The following is a 12,559-nucleotide window of genomic DNA, read 5'->3' on the forward strand; positions in this document are numbered from 1 at the left end:
TCGGGCGCACGGTCACGGGAGTGCCCGTAGGGAAACCTGAAGGGGCCTTGGCCAGGTCACAGGCCGTCCAGCAGCACCTTGATGACCTCCATCAGTTGCTCGCGCAACTGGTCGGCTGGCATGTCCTGATAGTGGTCCGACAGCATCACCAGGGGGCCGAAGATCGCGCCCAGGGTGCTGCCGAGCCGGACCCTCACCTTCGGGTCGAGCGCCGGGTCGGCGAAGAGTGCCGACAGCTTCGTGTTCTGTGCCGCCAGCCGGGCACCGACCTCGGGGTCGTTGGCGAACAGCGCGTGGAAGACGTCCTCGTTGCGTTCGAGGACCACGAGCATCTGCCGGTGCCGCAGGGCGATGTCGATGATCTGCGGCAGGGCCCGCTGCCAGGCGCCCGGGTCGCTGCCGGCCACCACCAGCCGGTCGGACGCCTCGGTGAGCACGTCGAGGGCCCGGCCGATGACCGTGCGGGCGATGTCGTCCTTGGCGTGGAAGTGGTGGTACACCGCCGCTTTGCTGACGCCGAGCCGCTCCGCGATGTGCCGCAGCGACGTGCCCTGGTAGCCCTGGCGGGCGAACAGCTCGACGGCGACGTCCACGATGCGCTCCCGCATCGGCTCGGCAGTGGGGCTGGCGGCGGTCACCGCCACAGGGTATAACTTGCCGATCGGCAGGTTTCGCCTTGCCGATCGGCAAGGAACAGTCTCGATTCCGATGGTGAGGACCGATGGTGAAGAGTCGCCTGCTCGACCGCCTGCTGGTCGCCGCCCGGGTTCACGCGGTCGAGCCGCTGGGCCCCCGCCTACGGCTGGTCACCCTGACCGGGCCCGATCTGGCGGGTCTCGACTGGCTGCCCGGCCAGCACGTACGCCTGCAACTCGCCCCGGGGCCGGCGGCCGTCGACTGGCTGGTCGGCACCCTGCGCACCTACACGGTGTGGAGCTACCAGGACCAGACCATGGAGCTGGTCGTCTTCGACCACGGGGACGGCCCCGGTGCCGAGTGGGCACGCACCACCCGGCCCGGCGACGAGCTGATGCTGATGAAACCCCAGGGCACCTTCGTCACCGCCCCGGCGTCGTACCACCTCTTCGCCGGGGAGGAGACCGCGCAGGCCGCCTACGGTCCGATGCTGCGCGCACTGCCGGCCGACGCCCGGGTCTTTGGCCGGTTCGAGATCGACTCCCCGGACGAGCGGCTGAACCTGATCGACCCCCACAGCGGGCACCCGGACCCGAAGAGGGGCAGGGACCTGGAGTGGAGCTACCGCCGGGGTCGGTCCGCGGCTTCCTCGCAGACGCTGGTCGAGGCCGTCCGAGGACTGGAGCTACCCGCCGAGCCCGGCCGCGCCTACCTGGCCGGGGAAGCCCGGACGATCCAGCTGATCCGCCACCACCTGGTCAAGGAGCGGAACTGGCCGCGCCGCAACGTGATCACCAAGCCGTTCTGGACCCCGGGACGCAAGGGAATGGATTAGCGCCGTTCCGTGAACCCTCAACGGTCGGCTCACCTACACCGACACCCCGCCGAGAAAAAGTTCCGGGTGACGGCAACCTCCGGGCGGTGGATCGCATGTACCCGGATGTTACGGTCGCCTTCGCCGTCGACCACTGGCCCGACCGGTCGGCGTCTCCCGCAACCACCCCCGGGCAACCCGACTGTCCGACTGTCGAAACCCTCGGGGACCTGGTCGAGCTGCCCAAGGACTGGTCCTTCGCGTCCGCCGACGTGCAGTGCGCGCAGACGTGGGCGGCAGTGGAGGTGAAGCGCCCGGCCGGCGGCAACGTCCGCTACCTGTTCCACTACACGGCCGACGCGGGGTGGCGGTACCAGGAACAGGGCACCGAATGGGACTGTAGGGAGCTCGGCCTGACCCGGCCGGCGCCGTTCTGCACCTCCTGAGCGCCGGCCGTCCGGCCGTACCGCCGTCACCCCTCGGCGTCCGCGGTGACGAGGCCGGTCAGCGGTGCGGTCGGTAGCGCGATCCAGCCCTCGGTCAATGCGGTCGCCAGGTCGGTGGGACCGGGGCGGGTGGCATGCCCGATGGCGGCCGCACGCGCGGTGAGGGCAGCGACGACGGCGTCCACCGCGTGGTCACTGTGCCGGCACACCGATTCGAATTCGCCGAACTGGAGCCATGGCGTAGCGGCCGTCAACCGGTCCATCAGCTCATTCAGCGCACCGGTGTTGCGCCGCCCCTTGTATCGCTGGTTCGGCAGGTCCCACTGATTCAGTGACGCTGCCGGATAGACCTCGACGACCGTCCCGCAGCCGCTGCGGTCCACGGGTTGTCCAGCTGCGGCCAGCCGCGCCAGCAGACCGGCGCAGCGCATCGCCGTGTGGGCGATCCGATCCGCGGCCACGCTGAGCGGGGGGCGGCTGCCGGTCACCGCCCGGGTCACCAGGTCGGTGTGACGCCAGGCCAGGCTCCGGCGCCAGTCGCGCCCGACCGGTTCGGTAGGGGGCGTCAGATCGCCGCGGTGGTGGGCGACGATGAACTCCACGAACGGCTCCGGCCACCCCAACGGACAGTCGATTCCCAGCTTGTCGACCGTCGACGCCGCCCGCAGAAGCTCATCGTCGTCGGCTCCGACAACCAGTTCCTCCACCACGGCTGTGGTTCCGGTCCAGCGAATCCAGGCCACGGCGGTGTTGGCGTCCTCCGCCGAAAGGTCGATTCCCGCCGTCAGCATCCGCCCAACCTACCGGGTAGGTCGGTTCTCGATCGCTCATCACGTCGGCCCGCGCCGGTCGACTCACCGATGGTGGCGGGGATAAGCGTTTGGACACCCACGCGGTTCGCTCAGGATATGTGTCGGTGTGGAGGATGGGCGGTTGATCATCTGTTGATGATGATTGCGGCCGTGACAATCTTCCTGACCGACGTGGATCCGCGCGCCCGCGTGAAGGGATCGCGCGACGGCCTCGGTGCACAGGCTGTCTGGTCGGCGACGGGACGGCCGCTCATCGGCAATCTCACCACCGTCACGGAATCCCTGCCCGGATTCACCACCCTGCTCGTCGGGTTGCGGCTGGCCGAGTTCGCCGATGCCGACAGGTCGGAGAACCCGACCGACGCTTTCCTGATCTGGGAACAGATGGCGGCGTACGTGCGGCACGCAGGTGGAGAGCGCGGGTTCTTCGGTCGGCAGCGGGTCGCGGCGCGGGCGGCGAAGGCGGGCGGCAAGGTGTACCTGTCGGCGCAGCCGGAGCACCAGATTCTCGGCAACCAGCGAACGGACGGCCTGCTGGGCAACTACACCGCGCCGGCGCGGGCGTCCGGGCTCGTCGCGCCCGGCACCCCGACGCGACTCACGCCGGAGGCGGCCGCGTTCGTCGACGCCGTCCACCTCCCGCGACTCGAAGCCGGGTGGGGGAAGGACGCCTGTCGTCTGGTCCGGGAACTGGGCCGGGACCGGGTGGTGTTCGACCTCGGCGCGGCCGAGAAGCGGGAGGCGGTGGCGGATGTCTTCCGCCCCGTGACCTCGCGGCGGGAGGTCGACTTCTACCGGCACCACCTGGTCGAGGGGGGACCCGCCGATCCGACCGGGGGGCGGCAGAGCAGGTTCGCGCTGCTCCTCGACGCCAGGCCCACCGACTCCGACCTGCCCTCGCGGCCGTACCTGACGGCGATCGCCGACGACGCCGAGACCAGGGGCTGGGGCGACGTCGCCGACCTGGTACGTCGGGTCATCGCCTGCGAGTCGGTACTCGCGCCGGCGTCCCTGCTCTTTCGCTACCTGCTCAGCCGCAACGGCGCACGCCTCGACGACGTGGCGGCCGAGCTTCGGGTCACCTGTGGTGAACGTGTCGACTCGGTCGACCCCCTCGCGACGTCCGTGCTGCCCGGCCCGCACTGGCCACGCATCGCCGCCGCCCTGCACGGCGGCGACTACCCGCAGCTCATCCGGGTGTTGGCCGAGCGCAACGGCACGGTGATGCGGGAACGCGGCGGCGCCCTCGCCTGGCTGGAGGTGACAGGTCAGGACCAGCTGCGGGTGCGGTTCCGTGACGAGCCGGCCGACCTGCCCGCCGGTGACCATATCCCGGAACTGTGGTGGTACCCGTACTTCATCCCCTCACTCGTGTCCGTGCTGAGGGCGATCGGAAAGGGCACGGCGTGAGCAGGATTCCCCGGGAGGTGCTCACCGAGGCGCTCCGTACGCAGATCAAGGGCCGTGAGGTGCTGGCCGCCGTGTTCTGCACCTTCCGCTTCGACCCCGGTTTCTTCGAGCGGGAGATCCTGCCGGCCCTGTTCGACCGCCACCTGCACCAGGACCCGCAGATCCGACGCGCCCAACTGGAGGAGGAACTGCGTCCGCTCGCCGGCCGCATCGCCGTCTACTACGACCCCCGCGCGATCGTGACCGGTGACGGCACGGCCTGCCTGGACGTGGGTCGGATCCCGGTCCGACCCGGGACCGGCTACTTCCACCCCAAGAACGCGTTCATCCTGGTACGGGACACCTCGACGGGGCAACGCGCACTGGTGGTGCTGACCAGCTCGGCGAACCTGACCCAGGCGGGCTGGTGGGAGAACGTCGAGTGTGCCCACCTGGAGGAGATCGCCGGGTCCGGTCGCTCACGCACCGCACCGGACATCCAGCGGTTCCTCCGTGACCTGCGGACCCTGGCCAGGAACTTCGACACCCCCGCGGCGCTGGACGACATCCTCGACCTGCTCGGTGGCGTGCATCCGATCGCGCAGCGCACCGCGAACCGGCGACTGCACCCGCACTTCCTCTCCACCGGGCCCGGTACCCCGGCGCTGGTCGACCAGCTTGAGGCCGTCGCCGGCCGGTGGCTGCGCCACGCGGACCTGGAGGTGCTCTCCCCGTACCTCGACGAGGCGGACGCCTCGGCGCCACTCGAAGCGTTGCTGGACCGTTTCCAGCCGGACCGGTGGCGGGTGCTGCTGCCCGAGGAGAACGGCCTGGCCCGGTGCCGCCCGGAGCTCTACGAGTGGGTGCGCGAGCGGGGCGGCGAATGGGGACGTCTGCCCAGGGGGTTGCTCGCCCGGGGCGGCAGACAGACGGAGCAACCGGCGCAGGCGGCGCGGCGCACGGTGCACGCCAAGGTGTACCGGTTCTTCACCGGGGAGTGGGAGATCACCCTCGTCGGGTCGTTCAACCTCACCACGCCGGCGCATTCGCCCGGCGGCAACGTCGAGAGCGGGGTGCTGTCGGAGGTGGTGGTGGACCAGCGACCGGCGTTCTGGCTGGAGGCGGTCGAGCAGACACCGCCGTTCGCGCAACCGGCCGGCGAGGACGACGGCGTCGACCAGGACTACCTGCCGTTGTTCGCGCGGTACGACTGGGCGTCCGGACAGGCGGAGGTCCTGTGGGACGGCGGGGACGGCAGCGGCCCGGTTCAGGTGTACGACAGGGGTGTCCATCTCTTCGAGGTGGGTCCGCTGGAACGGGCCGTCTGGACGCTGCTGACCGCCGACGACGCGGTGACCCTGCGCAAGCGGCTCCGCGAGACCAGCTTCCTCACCGCCGTCGCCGGTGACCGGCGCGGGATCGTCCTCGTCCACGAGAGCGGCATGGCGCACCGCCCGTCGATCCTGCTCGACCTGAGCCCTGCCGACATCCTGCGCTACTGGTCGATGCTCAGCGCGGAGCAACGCAACACCTACCTGGCCATGCGCGGCGAGGCGCTGCACGGTGCGGGGGAGGGACCGCCGCCGGAGTCGCCCCCGGACACCATCTTCGATCGCTTCGCCGGGGTGTTCCACGGCTTCGCGGCCCTGGGCCGCGCCGTGCGTGACGCCCTCGACCACGATCGGGACGAACACGACCCCCGACGGGTCGAGGCGGCCCGGTTCCGGATGTTCGGTGCCAAGTACGACTCGTTACCCGTCCTCGTCGAGCAGATGGCCGATGAGACGGCAGGGGAACTGCTGGACCGTTACCTCATGGTCCTCTGCGCGCGGCAGCTCGCCGACCGCGTCCGCCGCCACCATCCCGACTTCTGGGCGTCGGACCCGGTCGGGGTCGCCCGCCTGGAGAAGGGGCTCGCCGTGCGGGCCGTCCTGCGGGAGCAGGTGATCGCGCGCAACGACGCCGGGATGACGGAGTTCCTCGACTGGTACGAACCCCGGTTCCTGGGCGAGCAGCCGGCGGTGACCGCATGATGCTCACCGTCGGCACCGCCGGGCAGCTACTCGACTTCGACCGGATGATCCACAACCCGCAGCTGGCCAGGGACCAGCTCCACGGGGCCGTCGCCCTGCACAACATCCTGCACCGCCACCGGGTCGCCTACCTCGCCGACGAGGTCGGCATGGGCAAGACGTACGTGGCGCTCGGCGTGGTCGCCCTGCTCCGCCACTTCAACCCGGACCTTCGGGTGCTCGTCGTCGCGCCACGGGAGAACATCCAGCAGAAGTGGCAGCGGGAACAGGGCCTGTTCACCAAGAACAACGTGCGCCTCGACGACCTGCGGGTACGGATGCCCGGCGGGCTGCCGGCACGATCGCCCGTGCACTGCCGGAGCCTGATCGAACTGCTGGAGGAGACGGCGGTCGGCCCCGACCGTGACTTCTTCGTCCGGCTGCCCAGCTTCAGCCTGCCGATGCGCCGCGACCCCGAGCAGCGCCGCAACCTGCGCGACCGGCTCCACGCCCAGGTGCCGTGGCTCCCCGACGACCTGGTCGACCTGCGGGCGAGCCCGGAGCTCGTCAAGGACCGGTTCGCGCAGGCGATCAACGCCGCGCTGCCCCCCTTCGACCTGGTGATCGTCGACGAGGCGCACAACCTCAAGCACGGGTGGGGCCCCCTGGCGTCCTCCCGTAACCGGGTGCTGGCCACCGTGCTCGGCCGCGACCACACCGACGTGGACCCCGCACTGCGCCACGCGTACGGTCCGCGGGCCGGCATGGTGTTGCTGCTCTCCGCGACGCCTGTCGACGACGACTACCGGCAACTGTGGAACCAGCTCGACGTCTTCGGGCTGGCGGAACCCTTCCGGCTGCTGCGGGACCCGGACGCCAGCGAGCAGCAGCGGCGGGAGGTGGCAGGGAAGTTCCTGATCCGCCGGGTGACCTCGCTGGAGGTGGCCGGGCAGCGGCTGACCAAGAACCTCTACCGGCGGGAGTGGCGCGGCGGGGGAGTCACCGAGCACGACGAGCCGATCCGGATCAGCGACGACCGGCAGCGACTGACCGTCGCGTTGGTTCAGAAGAAGGTCAGTGAGCTGCTCGACGACGAGCGGTTCGACGCCCGGTTCCAGGTCGGCATGCTGGCGTCGTTCGAATCGTTCCTGGAGACCAGTGCCGCGAAGAAGCGGACCGCGACGCAGGACCCCGACGACCCCGCCGACGACGCCGTCGAGGGCAACTTCGACGACGTCGGGCAGGCCGCCGACGCGGCCGAACGGCGGGGCATCGACGTGCCGATGCTCAACGACCTGGCCCGCGACCACCACGAGCGGTTCGGCCGCGAACTGCCGCACCCCAAGATGGACACCCTCGTCCGTACCCTCGCCGGATCCTGGCACGACGGCCGCAAGGGGCTGGTCTTCGTCCGGCGGGTGGCCTCGGTGACCGAACTCAAACGCAAGCTCGACGACGAGTACAGCGACTGGCTCGTCGACCGGCTCCGCAGCCGGCTGCACGAGCGGCATCGACAGGCGTTCGCGAACTCCGTCGTCGAGTTCCGCCGCCTGCGCGCGCTGCGTGACCCGGCCACCCCCACCGTCGGGGAAGAGATGCGGGAGGACGACGACACAGGAGGTCAGGACACCTTCTTCGCCTGGTTCTTCCGGGGCGCCGGGCCCACCGGCATCGTCAGCGGCGCGACCGTCCAGAGCCGGTTCCGCAACCAGGGCGGCGCACTGGGCACCTTCTTCGACGACAACCACGTCATGGCCCTCCTCGACGCCGACCCGGGACAGGTCGGCGACGCTCTGGCGCGCGCGCTCGGGCAGGCGCGGGACAGCGTCGACCGGCTCGTGCGCGAACACTCACGCCACTACCTGAGCGAGGCGAAGCAGGCGACCCGCGCCGCCCGGTTCGAGGCCGTCCAGGCCGCCGCCCTCGAACTGCTCGCCCATCACCAGGGACCGCATCGCGCCCGCGCCGAGGTGATCTGGTGGGAGCTGTACCGCCCGGAGAAGCGCAGCGCCGTCTCGGCGGAAGCGGACCCGGACCTGCTGGAGACCAGGACCTTCTTCACCGAACTCCGCAGGCGCAGGCGACTACGTGACCTGATCTGGCCGGAGGCCACCGGCGACGACCCGGGCGAGTCGTTTCGGGAGCAGCAGCTCCGCGCGCAGATCCTTTCCGCCGCCGCCCGCCTCGGGCACGCCTTCCTCGACCTGTACGCCGTGGTCACCGACCACCTACCGACACTTGATCCCTCCGCCGCGATCGACCGGCCGGACGAGGCGATCACCGCCTACCTCGACGAACTCGACACCCAGGCCGCCGCCGGACCCGGCCGACGGCCGTGGACGGGACTGGCCGAACTCGCCGCCCTGGCCGAGCACCACGACCTCGTTCTCGACACCAACCTGCCCGAGGTGAGGCGGGGTGACCTGCGGGAGGCACGCGCCCTCGTCAGTCGGCTCTTCACCGCCCAGGAGCCGGTGGCCGGCATGTCCGGCCGGGTCAACAAGCGCCACGTGCAGCAGTTCCGCCTCCCCGGGTACCCGCTCGTGCTGATCTGCACCGACCTCCTTCAGGAAGGGGAGGACCTGCACACCTTCTGCTCCCGCGTCTACCACTACGGCCTGGCCTGGACACCCTCGGCGATCGAGCAGCGGATCGGACGCATCGACCGGGTACGCTCCGAAAGTGAACGCCGGCTGACCGCCCTGAACCGTCCGGCGGAGGGCGACGACCTGCTGCAGGTGTACTACCCCCACCTCGCCGACACCGTGGAACGTCTCCAGGCCCGTCGGGTGCTGCGCAGGATGAACGACTTTCTCCGGCTGATGCACGAGGGCCTGATCCTGCCGACCGCCGGCGACGGCTACCTCGACGTCCGCCGGGAGGCCCTGGACGACGAGGAGGTTCCGCCGCCGCCGACCGAACCGCTGTCCACCGCCTTCCCCGTACGACCCGGACACCTCGACGGCCAGGACCGGCCGCTGGCGGTGGACGAGACGGTCGCCGCCGGGCAACTCGAACGCTTCAACGCGGTGGCCCGTGGCGCACTGCCCGGCCTCCCGGTCGACTGGGAGCGGAACCAACCCGGCGACGGCACACTGCTCGGCACGGTGGTCCTCACCGACGGACGGCAGCAGCCGTTCAGCCTGCAACTCGAACGGGAGGGACCGCGACTGCTCGTGCGGTGTGTGAGCCCCATCGGGCGCATCGGCACCGGGACCCGGTGGGACGAGGTGGCCGGTTCGTCGGCGGGGATCCCGGTGCGGCTGGGCGCCATCGAGGTCCGCGGCGGCAGCTACGACGTCACCGTCGAGGAAGACGTCCTGCTCACCGCCCCGCCACACGACCCGTCCCGCATCGCGGCCCTGGTCCGGCGGGTCACCACTGTCGCCGACGCCCTCGAACGGGACCACCTGCCCGATCGCGATCGACTGCTCACCGAGTTCAGGACGGAGTTGGAGCGGGATGTTCGGTACGCGCGATGACTGGCGGCGGCTCTGTCGGACCGACGACATGAGTCCCGACAGACGGCGGGTGAAGGTCTCTTTCACCAATGGGCGATCGCACTCGGTGCACGTACACGACGGCGGCGAGGCGTACCTGTTGACGGCAGTCGTCGCCAACGCCGAGGTGGTCGGGCAGTGGGACCGCCTCTACCGTGAGGCGTGGGAGAGGAACCGCCACACCAGGCTGGTGGGCTTCCGGGTCGACGCCGACGGCGCACTGGTCGCCCACGGGTGGACCCCCAAGGACGGACTCACCGCCGACGCCTTTCAGGCCGTCGTCCGCGCCGTCGCCCGCGAGGCGGACCGGTACGAGTTCCAGCTGACCGGCACCGACCGGCGCTGATGCCGTCCGGAAGACTGTTGCTCTTCCGTGTACGCGGCAGCGGTGGTCAGCGGGTTGGGGAAGATCGGCGAATCGGCGGCCGCCCCGACCGCCGGGTCGAATCCCGGTGGCCAAGTCGACCCGGCTCATGGATGATCGACATCTGGGTCGCTAGCTCAACTGGCAGAGCATCCGACTGAGTAGCGCGTCCGCCCTCCGCTGCGGCGGCCATGGGTGCGCTTCCTTCTCCTTGTTGGATCGGAAGGTTCGGGGTTCGAGTCCCCGGCGACCCACTGTGCCACGGCTGCGCGCCGCCACCTACCGGAACCGAGGGGAACGGAGGAGCACGTGATCGAAAAGCTGATCATCCAGAAGACCCTGCGCGTACCGGCGGGCCCGGCTGCGGCCGGTGACGGCACGCCGGTGGCCCGGCAGCTGGACGCGGCGCTGCTCGATGTCGGGTTCGCGGCGTCGCGGGCCCTGCTGGAGCACATCGGCGCGCTGGCCCCCGCACCGGCGATGGACCTCGCCGCCACGGTCGTCTCGGCGGTACGTGAGCTGGTCGGCGACCACGTCCAGCACAACGCCTACTTCATCGGTTTCCCGCACGACGTGCCGGACACCGTCGAGTTCTGGGTGGACCGGCTGCGCGCCGCCGTGCTCACCGGCGGGGGCACGGCCACCGACGCGCAGCTGCGCGACGCCGTCGTCGCGGGTGGGGTGAACCTGCTCGACCTGCCGGCCTACGGCATCTACCAGCACACCTACGCGCAGCTGCTCGCCGCACACGACACGCTGGTCACCGCCGCCGGTGACCGGCTGACCGTGCTGCATCTCGGTGACGCCCCCGAGGTGGAGGCGGCACGGCTGTACCTGGCCCTGGCCGGCAGCCCGACGCCGCACGGCGAGGCCGACCTCGCGATCCTCGGTGAGCTGGCGGTGGCCTGCGCCGACGGCGTGCAGCCGGCCGAGATCCCGGTACGGGAGAACCGTGCCGTGCTCAACGGGATCCGGCTCGTCCTCGGCCGGCCGCTGGTCGGCGTGGACACGACCACCGACGTGCTGCGCCTCGCCTGCCAGGTGTCCGGCGGGGACGTCTCGCTGGCGACGCCCACGCGGTTTCGTGCCTTCCGACGCCCGGAGCGGCGGACGCTGCTGGCCGCGCTGAACGAGGTCGTCGCCGCGCACCCGGACCGGCTCGGTGACGTCGCCCGGTACGCGGAGCGCTGGAAGCGGCTCGGGGAACGGCTGCACCCCCACGAGTACGGCCAGTGGCCGCACGCGCAGGAGGTGTTCACGGTCGCCCGTGGCCAGCGGCGGGTGCACAACCTCGCCGGCCGCGCCGAGGCGGCGATCCGTGCCGGTGCCGTCGGCCCGGCCGCATCGGTGCTGTCGGCCGCACCGGGCCTGCTCCTGCGGTCTGCCGACCGGCTGCTGCGGCTGGCGTCGGCGGCGGAGCGGGCCACGGTCGTCGACGCGGTCACCGGCGCGCTCGGCTCGGCCTCGGGCCGGGTGCTGCTCTCGCTGCGGGAGCACGTCGACAACCGGCTGACCCCCGCTTCGGCCCGGATGTACGCGAGTCGTTCCCGCACCGCGTGGGTCGGCCCCGACGAGCGGCCAGCGCTGCCGGCCGCGCTGGTGGCCGAACTGTCGTCGCTGCTCGACGCCGCGATCAGCGCCCGGCTGCCGCAGTGGCACCGACCGCTGCTGGTGGATCCGCAGGTGCTCGACGTCGCCCTGCCGCTGTCCGGCAAGGCCACCGAGGGCGGTTTCGCGGTCATGCCGAGGGGCTCGCGGGCGTCGGTGTCCGGTGAGGTGCTGCGGTTCTTCACCTACTGGCGGCAGGCCAGCCGCCGCACCGACCACGACCTGTCGGTGCTGCTGCTCGACGACGACTTCCACAGCTCCGGTCAGGTGTCCTGGACGAACTACCGGCACGACGGCGTGGTGCACTCCGGCGACGTCACCGACGCGCGTAACGGGGCGACCGAGTTCATCGACGTGCCGCTGACCGCCGGCGGACGCTACGTGGTTCCGCAGGTCAACATCTACGCGGGCGAGTCGTTCGACGAGGTCGCCGAGTCGATGTTCGGATACCAGACCCGGGCGCGGGACCAGGGCGGGGCGCCGTTCGACGCCCGGACCGTGCGGGCGCGGTCGCACCTACGCGGCCACGGCCGGGTCGCGCTGCCGATGGTGTTCGCCAGGAACGAGCGTGGCTGGCAGGCGGTCTGGCTGCACCTCTACCTGCCGGGACGGCCGTCGTTCAACCGGGTGGAGGAGAACACGTTCACCACGGCCGACCGGGTGCGGGCGCTGATGGAACGGCGGTACCTCACCGTGTCGTACCTGGTCGACAGGTGGCGCGGTCGGGCCGAGGTGACGGTGTGGGACGGCCGTCCGCCGGACGGGCCGGTCACCTTCGTCGGCATCGAGGCGCCGGAGAACCTGCCGGACGGATCGGAGGCGATTACCCTGGGGCGACTCAACGAGGTGATCCCCCGGTAGGCGGCGACGGTCGTCACTGCCCGGATGGCCCGTACGGCCGTATCCCGCACGGACCCCGCGGCGCGATCGCGCCGCGGGATCCGTGGTCGGGAGGTGACTCCGTGCCGGCGACCAGGG

At 71.2% G+C, this 12,559-nt stretch carries 9 protein-coding genes and 1 tRNA gene; 8 read left to right on the forward strand and 2 right to left on the reverse strand.

The features are described 5' to 3' along the window. Positions 1 to 56 precede the first annotated feature (56 nt). Entirely contained in the window at positions 57 to 638 is a 582-nt protein-coding gene (locus tag JQN84_RS24390) for a TetR/AcrR family transcriptional regulator (protein ID WP_421488685.1), read from the reverse strand. 83 nt (positions 639 to 721) lie between these two features. On the opposite strand from JQN84_RS24390, the gene JQN84_RS24395 reads away from it, so the two are divergent. Both JQN84_RS24395 and JQN84_RS24400 read left to right on the forward strand, forming a co-directional pair. Further along, a complete protein-coding gene (locus JQN84_RS24395; RefSeq protein WP_204960889.1) occupies positions 722 to 1,471 on the forward strand; it encodes a siderophore-interacting protein in 750 nt (249 codons plus the stop codon). 86 nt (positions 1,472 to 1,557) lie between these two features. Beyond that, positions 1,558 to 1,896: a hypothetical protein gene (locus JQN84_RS24400; RefSeq protein WP_204960890.1), complete on the forward strand. Its 339-nt coding sequence runs from the start codon at positions 1,558 to 1,560 to the stop codon at positions 1,894 to 1,896. A gap of 26 nt (positions 1,897 to 1,922) precedes the next feature. On the opposite strand, the gene JQN84_RS24405 is transcribed toward JQN84_RS24400, so the two are convergent. After that, the gene (locus JQN84_RS24405) at positions 1,923 to 2,687 is read right to left on the reverse strand and encodes a DUF429 domain-containing protein (protein WP_204960891.1); all 765 of its coding nucleotides are present in this window, start codon (positions 2,685 to 2,687) and stop codon (positions 1,923 to 1,925) included. A 171-nt stretch (positions 2,688 to 2,858) separates the two neighbouring features. Between JQN84_RS24405 and JQN84_RS24410 the strand changes: the two genes are divergently transcribed. The 6 genes from JQN84_RS24410 to JQN84_RS24435 all read left to right on the forward strand — a co-directional run bounded on the left by JQN84_RS24410 (position 2,859) and on the right by JQN84_RS24435 (position 12,442). Beyond that, positions 2,859 to 4,118 carry a hypothetical protein gene (locus JQN84_RS24410; RefSeq protein ID WP_204960892.1) on the forward strand — a complete coding sequence of 420 codons (1,260 nt, stop codon included), beginning with the start codon at positions 2,859 to 2,861 and terminating at the stop codon, positions 4,116 to 4,118. Continuing rightward, on the forward strand, positions 4,115 to 6,130 hold the full coding sequence (locus JQN84_RS24415; RefSeq protein ID WP_204960893.1) for a phospholipase D-like domain-containing protein: 2,016 nt from the start codon (positions 4,115 to 4,117) through the stop codon (positions 6,128 to 6,130). Before JQN84_RS24410 ends, JQN84_RS24415 begins: the two co-directional genes overlap by 4 nt. Beyond that, on the forward strand, positions 6,127 to 9,591 hold the full coding sequence (locus JQN84_RS24420) for a helicase-related protein (RefSeq protein WP_204960894.1): 3,465 nt from the start codon (positions 6,127 to 6,129) through the stop codon (positions 9,589 to 9,591). Before JQN84_RS24415 ends, JQN84_RS24420 begins: the two co-directional genes overlap by 4 nt. A gap of 85 nt (positions 9,592 to 9,676) precedes the next feature. After that, the gene (locus JQN84_RS24425) at positions 9,677 to 9,955 is read left to right on the forward strand and encodes a YbjN domain-containing protein (RefSeq protein WP_204960895.1); all 279 of its coding nucleotides are present in this window, start codon (positions 9,677 to 9,679) and stop codon (positions 9,953 to 9,955) included. Positions 9,956 to 10,099: 144 nt separating this feature from the next. Further along, a tRNA-OTHER gene (locus tag JQN84_RS24430) sits at positions 10,100 to 10,227 on the forward strand. A 55-nt stretch (positions 10,228 to 10,282) separates the two neighbouring features. Further along, on the forward strand, positions 10,283 to 12,442 hold the full coding sequence (locus tag JQN84_RS24435) for a TerD family protein (RefSeq protein WP_204960896.1): 2,160 nt from the start codon (positions 10,283 to 10,285) through the stop codon (positions 12,440 to 12,442). Positions 12,443 to 12,559 lie beyond the last annotated feature (117 nt).

Source organism: Micromonospora humidisoli, assembly GCF_016900955.1.
GTDB classification, from domain to species: Bacteria; Actinomycetota; Actinomycetes; order Mycobacteriales; family Micromonosporaceae; genus Micromonospora; species Micromonospora wenchangensis.